Genomic DNA, 21,003 nt, shown 5'->3' with positions numbered 1-21,003 from the left:
GGCGGAGCCCACCGTTGCATAGATAGAAAACGATACCGGAATCCGTGCTGCCGAGACAGCGTTGAGACGCCGGTTGACGTGCATGACGCTGGGCTTCTACCGTAGACAACGCTTTCTAGACCGGCCTGGAATGGAGCTGACTCGGTGGCGAATCGCCCGACCGCACTCTTCGCGATGAGCCGCGAGCACCTGCCGATGATCTTCCCGGAGCACGTCATGAGCCAGCTGCGCCGGCTCGTCGAGGTCGACGAGACCCTGGTGGCGGAGCGGTTCGACACCCCCGAGGCGGTCGCGGCGCTGGCCGACGTCGAGGTCCTGGTGACCGGCTGGGGCTGCCCGCCCATCGACGCCGCGGTCCTGCGGGCGGCGCCACGCCTGCGCGCCGTCCTGCACACGGCCGGCTCGGTCAAGACCCTCATCACGCCCGAGTGCTGGGAACGCGGCGTGGTGGTGTCCTCGGCCGCGGACGCGAACGCGTTGCCGGTGGCCGAACTGACCCTCGCCATGATCCTGTTGGCGGGCAAGGACGTGCTCGGACTGCGCGAGCGCTACCGGACCGAACGCCACTTCACCCTCGGCGAGGTCGTGCCCGACATCGGGAACTTCCGCCGCCGGGTGGGGATCGTGGGCGCGTCCAGGATCGGCCGGCGGGTGGTGGGGCTGCTGGAGCCGTTCGACCTGATCGTGTCGCTGACCGATCCGTACCTGACCGCTCCCCTGCCCGGCGTGCGACTGGTGGAGCTGGACGAGCTGTTGCGCGACAGCGACGTGGTGAGCCTGCACGCCCCGGCCACCCCCGAGACGCACCACATGCTCGACAAGAGGCGGCTGGCGCTGATCCCCGACGGCGGCGTGCTCATCAACACCGCGCGGGGCAGCCTGGTCGACACCGACGCGTTGATCGACGAACTCTCCACCGGCCGGATCAGCGCCGTCCTCGACGTCACCGAACCCGAGCCGCTGCCGTCCGACTCGCCGCTGTTCGACCTGCCGAACGTGTTCGCGACCCCGCACATCGCGGGTTCGCACGGCAACGAGCTCGGCCGGCTCGGCCAGTCCGCGGTCGACGACCTGGAACGCCTGATCGCGGGCGTCCCGCTGCACGGCCAGGTGCTCCCGACCGACCTGGACCGGGTGGCCTGAGCACCCGCCGACACCCCTCCGGGCCACCGTTCGCCCCTGGCCGCCAAGGAGATCCGGGGCGCCGCCGGCGCGCCTCGGCTGTCGTGCGAGGGGGTGCACTATCGTGGTCGTAACCGGTTCCGCCACGACGAGAAGGACCACATTGGCCAGACGAGCCAGCCCCGAGCAGGTGGGGCAAGCCACGGTGAAGGACGTCGCCGCGCTGGCCGGCGTATCGATCTCGACCGTGTCGAGGGTGCTCGGCGGAACGTACCCGGTGGCCACCGCGACCCGCGCCAAGGTGGTCCGGGCGATGCGCGAGCTGGACTTCGTGGTGAACGCGCACGCGCGGGCACTGGCCGGAGCGCACACCAAGGTCGTGGCGTTCGTGCTGGACGACGTCACCGGGCCGTTCCACGCGGCCGTCGCCAGGGGTGTGGAGCACCAGGCCACCACCGAGGGCAGGCTGTGCCTGCTGTGCACCACGCACGGTGACCCGCAGCGCGAGCTGGCCGTGATCGAGCTGATGCGTGAGCAGCAGGCCGACGCGGTCATCCTGGTCGGCGGCGCGTGGGAGGACTCCGAGCACCAGGAGCGGATGACGCACTTCGCGCGGGCGCTAGACCGGTCCGGTTCGCGGATGGTGCTGTGCGGGCGTCCCACGCTCGGACCGGACGTGCCCGCCACTGTCGTGGAGTACGACAACGAGAACGGCGCGTACGCGATCACCAGCCACCTGCTGTCGGCGGGTCACCGGCGGATCGCGTTCCTCGGCGTGATCGACAAGCTGACCACGACCACCCAGCGGGTGCGCGGGTTCACCGAGGCCCACCGCGCCTACGGGCTGGAGCCGGATCCGGGTCTCATCCTCAACGGCGACTTCACCCGCGCTTCGGGCCACCAGATGACCAGGCAGCTGCTGGCCGACGGCAAGCGGTTCACCGCGATCTTCGCGGCGACCGACATCGTGGCGGCCGGCGTGTACCAGGCACTGCGCGAGGCGAACCTCCGGGTGCCGGAGGACGTGTCGGTGGTCGGCTACGACGACATCCCGCTCGCGCTCGACCTGGTGCCCACCCTGACCACGGTGCACGTCCCGCACGACGAACTGGGCCGCACCGCCGTCCGGCTGGCGATCAACCGCGCCACCGAACCGGTCCAGCACGTCATGCTCGGCACCCACATCGCCGTCCGCCACTCCGTAGGCCCACCCCCAACCCCCTAGACGTTCAACTCTCGCGAGAGTCGAACCCCCAGGTGCCGAGAGTCGAACGCTCAGGTGCCGTGAGTTCAACGTTCAGGGGCGCGTGACCGGAACCTGAGTGTTGAACTCGGCCTACCTGAGTGTTCGACTCTCGGCACGCGAACGTAGGACTCTCGCGAGAGTCCTACGTTCGGACGGGTTGGTTCAGCGCTTGGGGCGTAGGCGCAACAGGCGGGCGCTGGTTTCCTCGGGCAACGTCAGCTCCAGCACGCCGTCGCCGACCGCCACCGCCTCGCCGGCCCACGTCGGGTACAGCACTTCGACCTGCGGATCCGGGCCCAGCCACTGGGGCAGCGGGATCCTGGTCGCGGCACCGCCGCCGCGCCGCCATACGGCGAGAAGCAGTTCGTCGGAGGGGGTTCGCGTGCCCAGAGCGATCCAGTCGTCACGCCACCCCGGCAGGCCGAGCGGCCACACCGGCTCACCGGCGGCGATCGACGGCCGCAGCTCGCGGTAGACGTCGAGCGCCGCGCGGACCACCTCGCGCCCGCCCTCGTCGAGCGTGTCGATCCGGCCGGCCAGGTGGATGCGCGCCGACATGCCCGAGATCAGCGAGAACGCCAGCTCCTCGTGGCTCATCGTGCCGTCAACCGACGCCCACACACCGGCCTGTTCGGGGGTGATGGCCAACGGCGCGGCGGCCGCGATCGGCGGCATGTTGCGGAAGTCCTGCTGGTCGGTCAGCGACTGGATCGGGAACAACGCCCCGGTCGCCGCGTCCGTGCGGCTGCCCCCGGCGGCACAGCCCTCGATCGTCAGGCCGGGATACCGGTCGAGCACGTCGCGGACCCAGTCCAGGTGCGCGCGGTTGTGTTCGAGCAGGCCCAGCCCGACGCTGCCGGCGAGTTCCGTCCCCGCGCCGATGTCGATGTTGTAGTCCAGCTTCAGGTAGCCGAGGTCGAAGTCGGCCATCAGCCGGTCCACCACCCCGTCGAGGTGCTTCAGAGCCGCCGGGTGACGCAGGTCGAGCTGGTACCGGCCCCATTCGAGCACCCGTTCGCCGGACCGCCGGAAGAAAGCGGCCTCGGGCAGCGACTCCGCCAGCGGACTGCGCAGCCCGACCACCTCCGGCTCCAGCCACAGGCCCGGCCGCAGCCCCGCGGAGCGGATCCGGTCGATCACGGCCTTCAGCCCGCCGCCGGGGAAGCGCCGCGCCGAGGGCAGCCACTCGCCGACGGCGTCCCACCAGCCGCCGTCCTCGTCGTCGTACCAGCCGGCGTCGATGCAGTACCCGTCGACGCCCAGCGCGGCGGCGGCCTCGACCAGCGGCAACACCCGGTCGGTGGTCGGGTTCGACATCAACGCGTTGAGGAAGTCGTTGTACACCACCGGCAGCTCGACGTTGTCCGGGTGCGGACGGCGGATCCGCCTGCGGTGCGCGGTCAGGACGGCGCCAACGGCGTCCAGCCCTCCCCCGGGCACCACGGCGACCGACGCGGGCACCGTGCGGAACGACTCCCCCGCGCCCAACGGCACCGAGCACTGGTGCTCGGCGGCGGTCGGGCCGGACACGACGAGGTACACCGCGCCGAGCCGGTCACCGAGTTCCCAGTGCCACGCGCCGCAGTGCTCGACCTGCCAGGCGAGCATCGCACCGGACCGCTCGTCGGAGAGGATGCCCATCGGCAGCATCTCCGACGTCGACCACGCGCCGGTGCTGGTCGCGGTGATCCGGTTCTTCGACCCGAGCTGGTCGTAGGCGACCATCCCGACGTCGTAGAGCCCCTCGGCTGCCAGGGTGCGGGCGCTCCACCGGAACTCGCCGCTCCACGGGTTGGCCGCCCGCCACAGCACCAGTTCCGATTCCCAGCGCCTGCCGTGCCCGAGCCCGGCGAGCACGAAGCTGGACACGTACTCGACCACGACCGGCCGTCCGCCCGCCACGACCTCGGCCCACGTGCGCACGACCGGGATGCCGGAGGCGATCTCGTAGTGCGCCCGCACCCGCACGCCGTCGTCCGGTTCCGCCAGCTCCAGCACCAGCCGGTGCACACCGTCAACGACCTCGGAGTCCTTGGACACCAGGCGCAACCGCTGTGCGGCGGCACCGTCGACGTGCCGCTTCCCCGCCGTGCCGTGCCGCCCGTCGCCCGCCAACGCCAACTCGACCACCGGCAACGCCGACCGCCACAACGCGGCCGGGTCGTCGGGTGCCCGGTCGTCAGGTTCCCGGTCGGCCGGCGTGACCGCGAGCAGCCGCGGTGGCGTCTCCGGGCCGTGCGCGAAGTGCAACCGGACCTCGTCGCTGCCCCACTGCCAGTGCTCCACACCGTCAACAGACGTCACGACTTCACCGCGCCGAGCGACACGCCGCTCTTCCAGAACCGCTGCATCATCAACATGACCGCGGTCAACGGGATCACCGACAGCAACGCGCCCGTGATGACGATCGCGGTGAAGTCGGTCGAGGCCGAGGCGTTCGTCATGCTCTGCACCAGCCAGTTGTAGATGCCCAGCGTCATGGTCCAGTTCTCCGCGCCCTGCAACATCGTCATCGGCAGGAAGAAGCCGTTCCACGACGCCACGAACGAGAGCAGGAAGATCGTCGCGCCGCCGGTCGCCACCATGCGCACCACGATCTGGAAGAAGATCCGCAGCTCGCCCGCGCCGTCGATGCGGGCCGCCTCCAGCAGTTCCGGCGGGATCGCGCCCTCGGTGTAGACCTTCGCCAGGTACACGCTGAACGGCGAGATGAACGTCGGGATCAGCACCGCCCACACCGTGTTCACCATGCCGAGCTTCGAGAACAGCAGGTACAGCGGCAGGGTCAGCATGGCGTACGGGATCAGGAACGAGCCGATCACCAGGCCGAGGATCAGCTTCTTGCCGGGGAACGTGAACCGCGCCAGGCCGTAGCCCGCCGCGAGCGCCAGCACCGTGTTGACCACCGAGCCGACCCCCGCGTACAGCAGCGAGTTCAGCGTCCAGCGCAGGAAGATGCCGTCCTCGTAGGCGAAGATCTGCCGCAGGTTGTCGAACAGGTTGAACTCGGCGAACCACAGCCCGTTGGTGTTGATCAGGTCCGACTCGTTCTTGGTGGCGGACACGAGCAGCCACCACACCGGGGCGACCGAGTAGATCAGGAACAGCACCAGCCCGACCAGCACCAGGATCCGCGACGACCGCGGCACCTGCACCCCGACGGCCGGTTCGTCGCCCCCACCGCGTCGCGGCTTGCCGGTGACGCCCGGTTGCCGCTCGGACGCGTCCAGCTGATCGCCGTCTTTGCCGGTGGCAGCGAGAATGGTCATGACTGCGTCCTGTTCCCGAGGCGGTAGAACAACGCCGAAGCCGCTCCGACGACGATCGCGAGGATCACCGACAGTGCCGCCGCGTAGTTGTAGTTGCCCGCCTTGAAGGCCTGGTTGAAGATCATCATGATCGGGGTGAAGTTCGACGTCACCGTCTCCGGCGAGGTCACCCGGAACACCGTCGGCTCGGCGAAGATCTGCAACATCCCGATGATCGACAGCATCCCGGTCAGCACGACCGTGCCGCGCACGTAGGGCACCTTGATCGACAGCGCGATGCGCAGCTCGGAGGCACCGTCGATGCGCGCGGCCTCGAACAGCTCCCTCGGCACCGCGCGCAGCGCGCTGTAGAGAATGAGCATGTTGAAGCCGACGTGACCCCAGGTCAGCAGGTTGCCGATGGAGTACCACAGCAGGTCGACGGAGAAGAAGTCGAGCTCCAGCCCGAGTCGCCGCCCCGCGTCGGTGAGCGGGCCCAGGCGCGGCGAGTACAGGTACAGCCAGATCAGCGAGCCGACCATCAGCGGGATCATGTACGGGATGAGCAGGCCGAGGCGGAAGTACCTGGTCTTACGCCCCGTCACGGCGTCGAGCAGCAGGGCCATCACCAGGGCCAGCAGCAGCATGACGGGGATCTGCACGACCGCGAACACCACGACCCGGAACGTGGCCTGCCAGAAGACCGGATCGGACAGCCCGCGCACGTAGTTGTCGACCCCGACGAACTCCGTCACGGCACGGCCGAAGCCGGAACCGGACTTCCGCTCGACGAACGCGCTCTGGTACAGCGCGTAGCCGAACGGGACCAGGAACACCAGCGCGAAGCCGACCAGGAACGGCGCGGTGAACAGCAGGCCCGACAGGCGGGGAGCGCCGTGCACCCGGCGCGACCGCCGTCCGGGCGCCGCGCGCGGCGCGGCATCCGGCCTCACCGCGCGCGGTGGCCGACTTGCCGTGTCAACGTTGACCATCCGACACCTCTCCGGTCACGTAACGGAACCACCCTTGGAAACCGTTTGCTGACGCTACAACTCAAGCTTTGATCGGGTCAACGAGCAGGCAACAGACTCGTACACCTGGTGAGACGACCGTTGACAGTGACCGCAACGGGCCTCAGGATAGAAAGCGTTTTCTTCCTGCTGCCGGGAGACCCCTTGCTCCTGGCGGTCGTGCGGGTCGGCAAGGAGCAAAGATGCGAAACGCAAGGACGCGTTGGGCAACCGCGGTGGCCGGGGTGCTCATCCTCTCGCTGGCCGCCTGTGGTGGCGGCGGAGCCGGAGGGTCCCAGGAGGCCGCGGCGCCGAGCACGTACTCGGGCGAGCCGGTCACCATCGAGTTCTGGGGCAGCAACCAGTACCTGAAGGGTCTCGCCGACGAGTACAACAAGCTCGGCGGCCCCATCACGGTGAAGTTCACCCAGCAGCAGGGCAACCCCGAGTTGCACAAGGCGCTGCGCAACGCGTACGCCGCCGGCGGCGGTCCCTGCGTGTTCGACACGATCACCGAGACGGTCAACTCGCTGGCCTCCGACGGCATCGTCGCGGACATCAGCGACTACATCGAGCCGTACAAGGCCGAGTACACGCCGATCGCGTGGGAGGCCGCGCGTGCCGGCGACCGCGCGTTCGGGTTGCCCGCGGCGAACATCCCGAACTTCATGCTCTACAACGCGGCGGTGTACCAGAAGGCCGGAGTGCAGTACCCCACCACGTGGGAGGAGTTCGTCGAGGCGGGCAAGAAGCTCAACGCCCAGGGCGTCAAGATCTTCAACCTGGCCGGCGAGGACTACACGACCTACGTGTACCTGGCGTGGCAGGCGGGCGCCCGCTGGTGGCAGCTCGACGGCGACGGCTGGAAGGTCGACGTGGACAGCGCGGACACCAAGCAGGCCGCGGACATCCTCCAGCAGCTCATCGACAACGACCTGGTGGAGAAGATCTCCTACGCCGAGTTCGCGGCGATGATGCAGCAGTACAACGACGGGCGCATCGCGACCCGCCAGCTGTCCACCTGGCAGACCAAGAGCATGCAGAAGAACCTGACCACCGGCCTCGGCCAGTGGGAGCCCGCGCCGAACCTGACCTTCGCGGGCGAAGCGCCGGCCAACGTGTCGTTCACCCGGGTGTACTCGGTCAACACCAAGTGCGCGAACCCGGCCGCCGCGGTGGAGTTCGCGCACTGGGCGTCGACCGACAAGACCGCGATCAGCCTGATCGCGGACCCGGAGAAGGGCTCGTCGTGGTTCCCGGCCGTGGCCGACCCGGCGCCGTACACCGACATCTCCAAGCCGGTCCAGCTCATCGGCGCGCACGCGGACAAGTGGCAGTCGGTCGTCACCGGTGCGGTCAAGACGCAGAAGGGCGACTGGCAGTACGGGCCGAACTCCCAGCCCGCGTTCGAGCACCTCGCGGACCTGTGGGGCAAGGCGGTCGACAAGCAGATCCGGGTGGCCGACATCGCGCCCGAGATGCAGAAGTGGATCGTCGACGACCTCAAGCAGAGCGGGATCACCGTAGTCGAGTGATCCTGCGGTGCACGGCCCCTGGCGCCCCTGCAGCGCCAGGGGCCTGCCCGTTGTGTCAGAGCGTGGAGAGCCAGTCCAGCAGCAGGTCGCAGAACGCGGCCGGTCGCTCTTGGTGCAGGTAGTGACTCAGCCCCAGCCAGGTCACCACGCGTGAACCCGGCGGCAACGGCAGCGACTCCGCCCAGTGGGCGGCGTACTGCGTGGAGTACAGGCTGAGCAGCGGCACCGGCAGCCGGGACAGGTACTCCGCAGCGGCCTGTCGACCGCCGATCGCACCGTCGTCCAGGTACATCGACCGGTACAGCCGGGCCAGCACGGTGCCACTGGTGGCCGACATCTGGCGGCGGGCGTCACGCCAGAGCGCGGAATCGCCACTCCCACCGTCGAATGCGGCATCCACGAACTCCGCTCCCGCCTCACTCCCCCGTCGTTCGAGGTCGGCGAGCCGGTCGGCACACCCGGCCAGTTCGTCGTCGTCGGCCCCGTAGGCCGGGTCGATCACGGCCACGGCGCGGACCAGTTCGGGATGGTCGACGGCCAGCCGCACGGCGATCTGCCCGCCCATCGAATGACCGACGACGACTGCGGGCGTTCCGGCCGACGCGGCGATCACGGCGGCCAGACCGTCCACAATGCCCGGGATGTCGGCGCCCGCTCGACATCCCGGCGTGACGCCGTGACCGGGAAGGTCCAGGACGATCGCGTGACGACCGGCGAGCAACGGCAGGTGCGCGTCCCAAGCGGCAGCCGACGCACCCCAGCCATGCACGAGCACAACCGCTTGCTGTACTTCCATCTTGTCTGTTCCCTACCTCACCGCTAGGTTCATAGAAACCGCTTTCTACACCTGCACACAGAGGGTGGCACTCGCGATGATGCGATACGTCCGGCTCCCTGCATCGGTGACCGCGGTCACCCTCACACTCGTAGCCGCGCTCCTGCCGGCCACGACAACAGCCGCCGCGGCAGCCACTGGCGGCACCGTCGACACGGTCACGTTCGGCGACCCGGAATCCGAACGGGCGCACGACTTCTCCGGTGACTCGACCACGGTGGTCGACGGCGCCAACGGGCGCAAGGCGCGCGTGGCCGAGCCGTTGTCGCCGCCCACGAGCCACCTCGGCGACCTCAGACTCTCGGTCAAGGTCGACCCGGCCGCGCAGAACTACCTCAGCCTGAAGTTCTGGGGCGAGGACGTCTCGACCTACAAGACCGTGCTGTTCGTCAACGGCGCACAGACCACCTACCGGTCGCAAGGCGACTACGAGGCCATCAACACCGGCACCGGCAAGGGCCTCGACGGCCGGTTCTTCGTCAACACGGCCATGTTGCCGCTCTCGTCGACCCAAGGGCGCGAGCGGGTCGAGCTGATCCTCCGCACCTACCACCCGAGCCTCACGGCCACCGCCACCGAGCGGTCCCGCAAGTACTACCAGGCCCTCGTGCACACCAGCCCCGAACTGGACATGGCGGACGAGGACGACACCGGCTACCAGCCGACCACCAAGGCCGCGCCCGCGCTGACCGCCGCCGAGGAGAAGGCCAAGATCGACGGGCTGCGGTCCGAGCAGCTCGCCCTGTTCGACCGGCTGAGCGCGAAATCGGACGCGAGCCCCGGCGCCACCCTGAACATCAGCCGGTACCAGGACGAGCTGCGGTTCTACACCGAGGTCCTGCTGACCGACTGGTCCCCCGCCAAGACACCGGCGGACAAGCGACTCGCGCTCGACCGCGTCTTCAAGTCGATCGACAACTTCACCAAGCAGTACTACGGCAACGTGCGCAGCCTCGGCGACGGCGGCCACCAGTCCGACTGGGGCGGCTACTACTCCGCGCTCGGCGAAGCGCTGTACATCGTGGAGAACCTCATCGCCGACGACCAGGTCTACGGCGCGCAGCGGTTCACCGACTTCCTGGGGCAGCCCTTCGAGACCGGCACCGCCGACGGCCCGAACAGCCTCGCCGGCGTCGACTGGACCGGCGGCGCGCTCACCAGGGGCGAGGCGTGGGAACGCGTCCTCAAGGCCAACTTCGACTTCGCGCGGTCCCGGCTGTCCTACATCTACAACCAGGTCATGTACACCTACGAGGGCGCGTGGAAGGCGCACGAAGGCCTGCGCGTCATCGGGTCCGGGTTCTTCGAGGGCAAGCCGCGCAGCCACGCGATCGTGGGCGAAGCGCTCGGCTCCCGCCCGTTCCTCGGCGAGGAAGTGCTCGTCGGGCCGAACGGCGAGGAGCTGGACCTCTACCACTCGTTGTTCCAGCACGACCGCAACGCCGTCTACAACGAGGCCTACCTGAAGGTCGTCATGCGCGGGTTGGCGAAGAGCAAGCTCGACGCCGAGGGCAAGGTGGTGCGGCGGCTGCCGTACGGCAAGCACTACACCGGCGTCACCCGTGACGGCCAGACCCGCGAGAACACCTACGTCGGCAACTACGGCGAGTCTACGAACTACGTGACGTCGTGGTTCTTCCGCACCTTGGACCACGCGGGCGACGAAGAGCTCAACAACGAGATCCTCAAGCTGGCGCTGCGCAACGTCCACGCCCGCGGCCACACCCGCTACCAGAGCACGGACGCCAACGGCAACCGCGTGATGCTCATGCAGCAGGTGATCGACGAACGCAACGCCGCCTACCCCGGCCGCATCGCGTACGCGTCGGACATCAACTCCGGCCGTGGCCTCATGTTCGCCGCGCTGGAGCAGTTCATGGCCGACAACGCGGACAAGTACGCCGGTCCCGAGTGGACACCGTTCTGGGGCTACGCCCGCGAGGCGGTCGGGTTCGCGCAGCAGCAACTGGTCGACAACCAGTACTTCCCGTACTTCAACAACGTGCTGGCGAACCACAAGTACGACCTGCGGCTGCCGAAGACCTACGAGTACGTCACCGGCAAGCGCGCGGAGTACGCCGTGCTCGGCGGCAAGGCCGCCGCCGGTGTCGTGCTGCCGCACACCGACCCCGCCCGGTACACCGACGAGGAGCTGGCCAGGCTCGGCATCTCCCGCGACGACGCCAAGCGGCCGTTCGCGTGGGTGGACATCGACAACATGTACGTCTCCGTCCGCGACGGCGACACCCACCTGTTCGGCAGCCTGTTCCAGCGCAACCGCGGCTTCCTCGGCAACGGCAGGCTGCACGCCCAGCACGGCGACCACGACCAGCTCGTCCAGCTCCAGACCCAGGGCGTGCTGGCGTACCAGGACTACGTGCTGCGCCCGAACGCGGTGGAAGACCCGATGTTCTACGACCGGTACACCGCGCCGGACCGTCCGCTCGCGATGACCGGCGAACTCGCGCCGATCGCGTACCAGCCGGGCGTCGGCACGGTCGTCCGCGACAACTGGATGTCCGACAACCCGTACTCCGGCTACCCGGACCTGCTGACCGCCCGGTACGGCAAGTACCTCATGGCCGTGAACGGCACCCGTCCCGAACACGGCAACGCCAAGGCGCACCACGTGCGGCTGCCCACCGCCGCCGGAGGCGGCAATCAGACCACAGCCGGGGAAGGTGACGGTCAAAACGCAGTCGTGGACCTCGTGACCGGCAGGCGTCTCCCGATCATCGCCGGTGTGGTGGCGGTGCCGCCGTCCAGCGCCGTGGTGCTGGACCTGGGCACCGACGAGGTCAAGCCGAGCGCGCCGTCGGCCGTCGACGTCGCGGTGGCCACGCCGGGCTCGAACGCGGTGGGCCTGACCTGGCGCCCCGCCGCGGGCGCCACCTCGTACACGATCACCCGGGCCGTTCGCGAGCAGGGCCCGTTCTACCCGGTCGCCCACGGCGTGCGGGGCACGTCGCACATCGACAAGACGCCGTCGGCCGGGACGTTCTTCTACCGGGTCACCGCGGTCAACGGCCAGGGTCTCGGCCGGCCGTCGAACGCGATCAAGGCGGTGGTCACCCAGGCGCACACCGCCGGCCTGCGCAACGGGCCGTGGCGGGACGACGTGATCGGCAACGCGACCGGCGGATCGTCCTCCGTGGAAGGCAGTGCCATCACGGTGAACGGCGCGTCCGGCACCGGTTTCGGCGGCGGTGACGACACCGCCATCTACAACCGCTTCCACGCCGACTCGCTGGTCACGGTCAGCAGGCTCGCCCAAGGCAGCACGGTCGTCTCCGCCAAGCTGGACGGCGCGGGCGGCGTGATCCTGCGCGACAGCGCCGACGCGGTCGGCCGGTACGCCTACCTCGGCGTGGACGCCACCGGCGCGCTGTCGTTCAAGTACCGCTCGCTGGACACCCGCACCGACATCGGCACCGGCACCGCCGGCCAGAACGCCACCGGCGGGATCACCCGGAGCCCGTTCGCGGTGGACCTCAAGGGCCACCAGGCGGCCACCCACCCGTACGTCAAGCTGATCCGGCTCGCCGACAGCCACCGGATCACGGCGCTGGTGTCCGAGGACGGGCAGGTGTGGGAGCAGGTGGCCACCGCGGACGTCCCGATGGTGGACGTCGTGCACGCCGGTGTCGCCACCACGCAGACCGCCAGGTTCGGCGACGTCGAGGTCGACTCGCTGCCCGCCGGCACGGTGCTCGCGTCCGGCCGGTTCGGCGACCGGACCGGGACCGTGTCGTGGACCAGGCCGCGGGACGTGATCGCGTTCGACCTCTACCGCACCCGTGACGCGGCGGTGGCCGGCACCGACCCGAGCACCGATCCGGGCTCAGGCTGGGAGAAGATCGTCGACAACCGGTGGGCGCTGTCCTATGAGGACACGATCTACGGTGGCGCCATGCACTACAAGGTCGTCGCACGACGGCTCGACGGCTCCACCACGGTCAGCGCACCCGTGACGATCACCGCCGAGCCGTTCCCGACCGTGCTGGCGAAGGCCAGGACCGTGTCGGCCGACGACTACACCGCGGCCAGCTTCGGGGCGTTCAAGGCCGAAGTGGACGCGGCCGAGCAGGCGAGCACCCAGCCGGGCGCCGACGAGGCCGCGTTGATCAAGCGGGTCTACGACGCGTACCGCCTGCTGGTGCCGGTCCACCGGCACAGCTTCGAGGCGGACGAGTCGGACGTCTGGCAGGCGGCGGGCACCGGCCCGTACACCAGGGTGATCGCGTCCGACCGCGGCCGAACAGGCACCCGGTCGCTGTACTTCGCCAGCACCGACACCAGCGGCAACGGCTCGTTCAACATGTCGTTCCACAACCGCAAGCAGGGCGCGTCGCCCATCTCGGTGACTCCGGGCAAGACCTACAAGGTGTCGTACTGGTACCAGCTGACCAACTACGTGCCGGGACGTACCGTGGGCGCGTACCTCTTCGTGTCGTCACGTGACGGCGGCGCGCAGATCGGCGTGGAGCAGCGGACCTGGCTGCCCGCCGGCGACACGGCGCCGGGCCAGTGGAAGTACGTCGAACGCACCTACCGTGCGGACGCCAACCCGGTCGTGGACAACGTGTCCCTCGACTTCGGGTTCCGGGGTTCCTCCGGCGAGTTCCGCGTGGACGACGTCCGCGTGGAACCCGTGGACTGAGCTGTTTCATCGTGTGTGGAGAGGTGGAGTCGGTGTCCGGGTTCGTGTCGTCGGGTGGCGTCGAAGTGCGCAATCCGATCCTGCGGGGTTTCCACCCCGATCCCTCGATCGTGCGCGTCGGGGCGGATTACTACATCGCCAACAGCACGTTCGAGTGGTTTCCCGGCATCCGGCTCCACCACTCCACCGACCTCGCCCGGTGGCAACCCGCCGGGTACGCGCTCACCGATCCCGACGCGCTCGACCTGCGCGGCGTGCCGGACTCCGGCGGGATCTGGGCGCCGTCGCTGAGCTACCACGACGGGCGGTTCTGGTTGGTCTACGCCGTGGTGTGCACCAGGGAGGGTCCGTTCAAGGACCTGGACGTCTTCCTGGTCACCGCGCCGTCCGTCGAAGGCCCGTGGACGACGCCGCTGCACCTCGGTTCGGGCGGGTTCGACCCGTCGATCTTCCACGACGAGGACGGCAGGCACTGGCTGGTCAACATGACCTGGGACCACCGGCCGGACCGACCGAGCTTCGCGGGCATCGTGCTGCAGGAAATCGACCCCGCCCACGGGCTCGTCGGTGGACGCAGGCTGATCCACACCCATGACGAGCTGATCGAAGGACCCAACCTGTACCGCCGGGACGGGTGGTACTACCTGATGCTGGCCGAAGGCGGCACGGGCTGGAACCACGGGATCAGCGTGGTGCGGTCACGTGACATCGCGGGCCCTTACCAGGCCGATCCGGACGGCCCCCTGCTCACCACGCGGGACAGGCCGGACCTGCCGTTCCAGAAGGCCGGGCACGGCGAGCTGGTCCAGACCGAGACCGGCGAGTGGTACCTGGTGCACCTGGCAAGCCGCCCGCTCGTCGTGGACGGCGAGCGCCGGTGCATGCTCGGCCGCGAGACGTGCCTGCAGCAGTTGGAGTGGAACGCCGAGGGCTGGCCACGACTCGCGCACGGTGACCACTGGCCACGGGAAACCGTGACGGTGCCGTCGCCGGCCGGACCGCCGTTGTCACGTCCGTCGCGGGACGAGTTCGACACCGATCGGCTGTCCGACGAGTGGAGTTCGTTGCGCCAACCGGTGAGCGAGCGGTGGTTGAGCCTCACCGAGCGTCCCGGCTGGCTGCGGCTGCGCGGCAGGCACAGCCTCCACTCACGCTTCGCGCAGAGCCTGATCGCACAACGCCTGACCGACGACCGCACGGTGGTGACCACCGCCGTGCAGATCAGTCCCGAACACCCGGGCCAGCAGGCGGGTCTGGTGTGCTGGTACGACACCGGCACGCACTTCTTCCTCGGCGTCACGACGGGAGACGACGGCCCGTTCGTCGTCCTGGCCGTGTCGGACCTCGGCACGTACACCGAACACGACACCGGCATCCGGCCCGCGCTCGCGGCCGTGACGCACCTGCGCGCCACCATCGACCGGGATCGACTGCGCTTCGCCGTGTCCCACGACGGCACGGACTGGGTGGACATCGGCCTGGAGTTCGACGCCAGCGTCCTGTCCGACGACTACGGCACCTCACTCCGCTTCACCGGGGCCTTCGTGGGCCTGGCCGCACACGACCCGGTGACCGGAACCCTGCCCGCCGATTTCGCCTACTTCGATCACCGCGAATTCGATCACCGCGAACCACCCGGCTGACCGCCGCCGCGACGTGAATGGTTTTCGGTTTACACTGAAGCAATAGTGATCACGGAACGGCGCGGATCCACTCCAGCACGAGCCGGGCGACCTCGTCAGGTCGGTCGAGGTGCATGAAGTGGCCCGCGCCGTCCAGGATCCGCACCGAGGAGCCGGGAGCGAGCCCGGTCTCGGCGTCGGCGAAGTGCTCCGGAGCGACGCAGCCGTCGTCCGCACCGCCGAGCACGAGCAGCGGAAGCGTCGCCTGCACCTCGCTCCGGGCGGCCACCGGCGCCAGCTCGGGGTCGTGCGACGTCCGGTCGAAGTTGCTCCGGTAGATCCGCAACACGTTGCGCAGAACCCGGGGATCGCCGTACATCTCGTGCACCCGCACGCGATGCGCACCGGGATCGAGCCCGGGAGACCACGTGGACCACAGGTAGTCGATCAGGCTCCGGTCGGCTTCCAGCACGGCCTCCGCCACACCGGGCACCTGGAACAACCACATGTAGAAGAACCGTTGCTGCTGAGCCGGATCACGCAGCGCAGCGGGCAACGTCTTCGGCGGCGGCACAGCCATCGTGACCCCACGCCGCAACCGCTCCGGCCACGCCGCCGCGACCCGCCCCACCATGCCCGCACCGATGTCGTGCCCGATCATGTCGACCCCGGCGTCCGGCGCCAACGCCTCGGCGACCGCGGCGGCGTCAGCGGCCAACGTGAGGCCGTCGGCATGAGGCATCTGGTCCGCGGTCGCCGGGTGGTGCCCACGCAGGAACGGCGCCACCACCCGACGTCCGGCGGCCACCAGGTGCTCGGCGAGCGGCCCGAAGGTGGCCGGGTGGTCGGGAAACCCGTGCCAGCACACGACAACCGGCCCCTCCCCCACCGCCAGCGCGGGGAAGTCGAGCCGATCGGTCCGGATGACGATCTCCTCGAAGTCCATGGACCGAAATCTAGTCCCGGACGACTCCGGCGCTCACCGGGGCAACGGCGAGGTGGCTCCGTTCGCGGCCGGGCTTGCCGGGCACGTGCCGGCGGCCAGCCACTTCTCCTTCAGGTCGGCCGGGATGTCCAGGGTGGTGGACTGTCCGTCGGTGAGGGTGCGGACGCTGCCGCCGAGGAGGAGGGCGCCCGCTTTGTCCAGGACGGTCGCGGCGATCCTGCTGCTGTCCTCGGACCGTTCCAGGGCTCGCATCAAGCGGGTTCCGGCGCGGACGGCTCGGGTCCAGCCCCGCGAGTGGGGCACGTTCATCCAGTCGGCGACCTGCGGATCGATCGTCTGGCGGACCATGGCGGCGACGACGCCGTCGAACACCTTGCCGGGGACCATGTCCTCGTACAGGTCGAGGAGATCTCGGGTCAGCGCAGCGCCTTCGGCCGACGGTCCGTAGGACGCCTCGACGAGCGCGGCGTTGAGCCACCGGGCATCGTCCAGGGTCTCCGGCATGGCCGCGGCCGGAATGCCGAGCATCGCGCCGGTCACCCGCCAGACGTAGTAGTACGCGGCGGCTTCCTCCTCGGTCACCGCGATGCCGATGCGCCGCATACCGTCGATCACCTGCACCGAGAAGATGAGCAGTGCGCCGAGCATGTCCTGCTGGCACACGGGAACACCGTCGGCCTCGACGTCCCACTCGCCCGAACGGGTGATGAAGTACCGCACGGCCGCGTGGATCAACCGGGTTTTCTGGACCGTGGGCACGAACGCGCCACCGGAGCCGAACGGCTCGGACCCCATCATGTTCAGCACGAACTGGGACGTCTCCGACAGGCGCCGGTGCGGTTGGTTCAGCCGGTGGGTCAGGCTCAGCACCCGTGACGGGCGGGGCTGGGCGTAGCAGTTCACCATCGCGCCGAACGACAGCACGGACGCGACGTGCACGCCGTCGTCGACGAAGAACTCGTACGCTCCCGCCACCCGTTCGAGATCGGCCCAGTCGGGTGGGTCGTCGGTGGCGACGAGGTACGCGCGCACCGACTCCGGCAGGTCCTCGGGGATGGGCTGGTCGTTGGCGCGGAACTGGCCGAGCACCCGGTTCACGGAGTCGATCCGCCCGGTCGCGACGAGATCCGCGATCACGGCGTCGGCGAGCGGGTCACCCTGGAACTTCAGCGCCTCCACGGCGGCCATGTCGATCACGTCGGCGCCATCCCCCACTTTTGCACGATGCGCACATTGCGCCCGCTGAGTAAACGGTTCCACCGGTGATGGGGCCATACCCCGGACAAGCCGGCCCCCCGAATGCCCGCTCGCATCATCCGAACGGCCTACGGTTCGGGTGTCACGGGGGCCGCGGAGTCTGCCGTCGCGGTCTGTCGCAAGTGGACGGTGCCGAGCGCTGCCGCTGCACCGGACGCCCGGTGTGCCGCGACTCGTCGTGCCCCGTTCGGCGGCCCAGTTCGCGCGGAACTCCTCGCTGCGCGTGGACAGCTCACCGACGAGGTTCGACAGGGCCTGGTCGTGCGGGTTGCGGCTGCTTCGGCTGGTCCGCACGGATTGGGTGGGCACACCCGACCGCCCGAAATGATATGCATCCCGCTCGGTTCGGCGCAGGCCTTCTCGTTGCGCGACATCTTCGATAAAGTCCGCCGGGAGCGCTCCCAGACCTTGTCTCCGGCTCGACTTCCGAAGCCGGCAAGAGTCCTGTCGTCAATCAACGAAGATGCGGCGGTATTCATGCTCCCGATTGCCAAGACCGTCATGCGCACGGCGCGATCCCGGCTGGCGGTCGCCGCCGTCGTCACGACCACCGTGGCCGCCGCCGCGATCACCGCCACCGTCCCCGCCCAAGCCGCCGCCGGCTGTCGGGTCACCTACAAGGTGACCAGCCAGTGGTCGGGCGGCTTCGGCGCGGACGTGAGCGTCGCCAACCTCGGCGACCCGATCACGAGCTGGCGGCTGACCTGGTCGTTCACCGCCGGCCAGACGATCAACCAGCACTGGAACGGCAAGGCGACCCAGTCCGGCGCGCAGGTCACGGTCGACAACGCGAACTGGAACGGCGCCCTCGGCACCGGGGCGAGCGCCGGGTTCGGCTTCAACGGTTCGTGGAACAACTCGTCCAACCCGGCGCCCACCGACTTCGCGCTCAACGGCACCACGTGCACCGGCTCCGCCGGTCCCACCACCACGACGACCACGACGACGTCCACACCGCCCGGGTCCGACGTCCTGGCCCGAGCGCACACGGCAGGCCGCGTGGTGAAGACCGCCGAGAACACCGCCCAGTACACCTGGCCCGGCGTCTACTTCGAAGGCCGCTTCCGCGGCACCGGCGTCGGGGTCGTGCTCAACGACGCCAACAGCGACTACGACATCCAGGTCGACGGGACGACCGTCGCCAGCCTGGTGACCCCGGGCCGGACCACGCACTGGATCAACAACCTGACCAACGCCGAGCACAGCGTCCGGCTGGTCAAACGCTCGGAAAGCCCGTGGGGCGCAGGCGAGTTCGGCGGTTTCGTGGCCACGACGGGTGGCGGGATCCTGACCAAGCCCGCCGCCCGCACCCGGCAGATCGAGTTCATCGGCGACTCCCTGACCGCCGGCTACGGCAACACGTCCACCACCCGTGACTGCTCGAGCAACGGCGGGATCAACCGGAACACCAACGCCAACCTCAGCTTCGGCGCCCTCGCTTCGCGCAGCCTCGACGCCGACTACCAGATCAACGCACAGTCCGGCCTCGGCATGGTCCGCAACTACAACGGCGGCACCCCCGACGTCGACTTCCGCACCTACTACGACCGGGCACTGCAGCACGTCCCCGGCGACGTGTGGCAGAACCCCGGCACGTGGCGACCGCAACTCGTCGTGGTCGGCTTGGGCACCAACGACTTCTCGACCGCCATCAACCCCGGCGAGCGGTGGACCCCGGAAACCCTGCTCGCCGCCTACAAGACCGCCTACCAGGGCTTCCTCGACAAGCTCCGGGCCCGTTACGGCCCCGACACGATCATCGTGGTCGGCGGCCTGAACGGCTTCGCGCAACCCGCCGAACAGGTCGTGCAGGACCGCAACGCGCAGGGCGACAGCCGAGTCCGCTACTGGTACTACGACGACCCGAGCCTGGACCGCCTCGGCTGCGACTGGCACTTCTCCCTCCGCGACCACCGCGTCATCTCGGGGCTGCTCACCGACTACATCGCCACCCTTCCGCTCACCTGGTGACCCCCGAGGCCAACACGGTCTCGTCACCCGAGCGCTCCCCCGACCGGCCGTTGCCCTGGGGCCCCAGACGAGGCCCTGCCCACTCCTTCGGGCAGGGCCTCGCGGCACATCACGTGCTCGTTGGCGCTTTCGGCAGGTCCGTTGCGGTCTGCCGGCCCAGGTGGTTGAACAGCAGGTTGAGCGAGAACGCGAGGATCGCGGTGACCGTGATCGGGCTGCCGCAGATCGTCTGCAACCACGCCGGGAAGTGCTGGAAGAAGATCGAGTTGCCGAAGCGGTCGACCGCGAACGCCGGCAGCAGCCCGACACCGAGCGACACCGCGACGACGAAGGTGTTGTGGTTGCCGGAGAACTCGACCTTCTTCAGGTTCTGCATACCGACCGCCGCCACCATCGCGAACATCACCACCGCGACCGCGCCGATCACCGGCTCCGGGACCGCCGCCACGATCGCGCCGACCTTCGGCACCAGACCCATCACCACCAGCACCCCGCCGGTCACCGCCACGACCCACCGGCTGCGCACCCCGGTCATCTGCACCAGGCCGACGTTCTGCGCGAACGCGGTGTCGGGGAAGGAGTTCATCACCCCGCCGAGCACCGCCGAAGCCCGTCGGTGGCCAGGCCGCGGGCGAGGTCGGCGTCCGAGGGACGCCGTCCGGTGATCTCGCCGACCGCGATCAGGTCCGCGGTGGACTCGGTCAGCGTCACCAGCATCACCACGCACATCGACAGCACGGCCGCGACCGGGAACGTCGGCGCGCCGAAGTGGAACGGCGAGGCCAGGCCGAACCAGCCGGCCTCGCCGATCCCGTCCCAGTGCACCAGGCCCATCGGGATCGCCGCCACCAGGCCGATACCCATCGCCAGCAGCGGCCCGATCTGGCCCGCGAACCCGCGCAGCACCCTGGTGAACAGCACGACCAGCGCGATCACCCCGAACGCCAGCGCGATGTGCGACGGCGAGGCGTAGTCCGGCGACCCGGTGTCGTGCCCGGCGATCATCGCCGTGCCCGGCCCGACCAGCGACACCCCGATGACCACCAGCAGCGTCCCCGACACCAGGGGCGGGAAGAACCGGATCAGCTTCGCGAACGGCCTCGCGATGAGCAGCCCGAACACACCGGAGACCAGCATCGCGCCGTAGACCGCGGGCATCCCGTACTGCGAGGCGATCAGGATCATCGGGTTCACCACGCTGAACGTCGCACCCGCCACGACCGGCAGCCGGATGCCGAGGACCCGCCCGACGCCGACGGCCTGCACCAGCGTCGCGATCCCCGGCGACCAGCAGGTCCGCGTTGACCAGCAACGCGATCGTCGCGGCGTCGAGCTTCAACGCGCTGCCGACGATCAACGGCACCGCGACCGAACCGGCGTACATGATCGACATGTGCTGCAGGCCGAGCAGCGCGAGCCGCCCGGCGGGCAGGCCCTGGTCGACCGGATGGACATCCCGACTCGTCATACGACACTCCCCGTCCACGTGACTGGGCACGACAGCCAACACGGCGTGCATGACCGCAGGGGGGGTCGAGGTCATGATGATCC

The 21,003-nt window shown here is 69.4% G+C and carries 12 protein-coding genes and 1 pseudogene; 6 read left to right on the top strand and 7 right to left on the bottom strand.

What is annotated here, in order from left to right; translation table 11 throughout:
* The first annotated feature begins 144 nt into the window (after nt 1–144).
* A complete protein-coding gene (locus FM051_RS33090; RefSeq protein WP_158850305.1) occupies nt 145–1,143 on the top strand; it encodes a hydroxyacid dehydrogenase in 999 nt (332 codons plus the stop codon).
* A 142-nt stretch (nt 1,144–1,285) separates the two neighbouring features.
* Nucleotides 1,286–2,347, top strand: a complete 1,062-nt coding sequence (locus FM051_RS33085) for a LacI family DNA-binding transcriptional regulator (protein WP_158850303.1) — start codon at nt 1,286–1,288, stop codon at nt 2,345–2,347.
* 183 nt (nt 2,348–2,530) lie between these two features.
* Here FM051_RS33085 and FM051_RS33080 read toward each other — a convergent pair whose 3' ends face one another.
* Genes FM051_RS33080 through FM051_RS33070 form a run of 3 tightly spaced genes read right to left on the bottom strand, consistent with a single transcriptional unit; the run spans nt 2,531 to nt 6,608 of the window.
* Nucleotides 2,531–4,672 carry a glycoside hydrolase family 36 protein gene (locus FM051_RS33080; RefSeq protein WP_202919140.1) on the bottom strand — a complete coding sequence of 714 codons (2,142 nt, stop codon included), beginning with the start codon at nt 4,670–4,672 and terminating at the stop codon, nt 2,531–2,533.
* Nucleotides 4,669–5,637, bottom strand: a complete 969-nt coding sequence (locus FM051_RS33075) for a carbohydrate ABC transporter permease (RefSeq protein WP_158850301.1) — start codon at nt 5,635–5,637, stop codon at nt 4,669–4,671. The genes FM051_RS33080 and FM051_RS33075 overlap by 4 nt, the downstream gene beginning before the upstream one ends.
* Nucleotides 5,634–6,608 carry a carbohydrate ABC transporter permease gene (locus FM051_RS33070; protein ID WP_158850299.1) on the bottom strand — a complete coding sequence of 325 codons (975 nt, stop codon included), beginning with the start codon at nt 6,606–6,608 and terminating at the stop codon, nt 5,634–5,636. The genes FM051_RS33075 and FM051_RS33070 overlap by 4 nt, the downstream gene beginning before the upstream one ends.
* A 221-nt stretch (nt 6,609–6,829) precedes the next feature.
* Here FM051_RS33070 and FM051_RS33065 point away from each other — a divergent pair, with 221 nt between their 5' ends.
* Nucleotides 6,830–8,161: an ABC transporter substrate-binding protein gene (locus FM051_RS33065; protein ID WP_158850297.1), complete on the top strand. Its 1,332-nt coding sequence runs from the start codon at nt 6,830–6,832 to the stop codon at nt 8,159–8,161.
* A 55-nt stretch (nt 8,162–8,216) separates the two neighbouring features.
* Here the strand turns inward: FM051_RS33065 and FM051_RS33060 are convergent, their stop codons facing one another.
* Nucleotides 8,217–8,957 (bottom strand): alpha/beta fold hydrolase, encoded by a 741-nt coding sequence (locus FM051_RS33060; protein WP_158850295.1) that lies wholly within the window; start codon nt 8,955–8,957, stop codon nt 8,217–8,219.
* 106 nt (nt 8,958–9,063) lie between these two features.
* Between FM051_RS33060 and FM051_RS33055 the strand changes: the two genes are divergently transcribed.
* Nucleotides 9,064–13,656 (top strand): carbohydrate binding domain-containing protein, encoded by a 4,593-nt coding sequence (locus FM051_RS33055; RefSeq protein ID WP_158850293.1) that lies wholly within the window; start codon nt 9,064–9,066, stop codon nt 13,654–13,656.
* A gap of 32 nt (nt 13,657–13,688) precedes the next feature.
* Nucleotides 13,689–15,299 (top strand): glycoside hydrolase family 43 protein, encoded by a 1,611-nt coding sequence (locus FM051_RS33050; protein ID WP_202919139.1) that lies wholly within the window; start codon nt 13,689–13,691, stop codon nt 15,297–15,299.
* Between the two features lie 49 nt (nt 15,300–15,348).
* Here the strand turns inward: FM051_RS33050 and FM051_RS33045 are convergent, their stop codons facing one another.
* Both FM051_RS33045 and FM051_RS33040 read right to left on the bottom strand, forming a co-directional pair.
* On the bottom strand, nt 15,349–16,224 hold the full coding sequence (locus FM051_RS33045; protein ID WP_158850291.1) for an alpha/beta fold hydrolase: 876 nt from the start codon (nt 16,222–16,224) through the stop codon (nt 15,349–15,351).
* 33 nt (nt 16,225–16,257) lie between these two features.
* Entirely contained in the window at nt 16,258–17,439 is a 1,182-nt protein-coding gene (locus tag FM051_RS33040) for an oxygenase MpaB family protein (RefSeq protein ID WP_238412822.1), read from the bottom strand.
* 519 nt (nt 17,440–17,958) lie between these two features.
* On the opposite strand from FM051_RS33040, the gene FM051_RS33035 reads away from it, so the two are divergent.
* Nucleotides 17,959–19,452, top strand: coding sequence for a cellulose binding domain-containing protein (locus tag FM051_RS33035; RefSeq protein ID WP_202919138.1), 1,494 nt, complete (start codon nt 17,959–17,961; stop codon nt 19,450–19,452).
* A 109-nt stretch (nt 19,453–19,561) separates the two neighbouring features.
* Here FM051_RS33035 and FM051_RS33030 read toward each other — a convergent pair.
* Nucleotides 19,562–20,920: pseudogene (locus FM051_RS33030) on the bottom strand (nucleobase:cation symporter-2 family protein).
* Nucleotides 20,921–21,003: the final 83 nt, after the last annotated feature.

It is taken from the genome of Saccharothrix deserti, assembly GCF_009769385.1.
GTDB lineage: Bacteria > Actinomycetota > Actinomycetes > Mycobacteriales > Pseudonocardiaceae > Actinosynnema > Actinosynnema deserti.
Note: the sequence above shows the minus strand (reverse complement) of the source record. Positions and strands in the feature narration are given on the sequence as shown.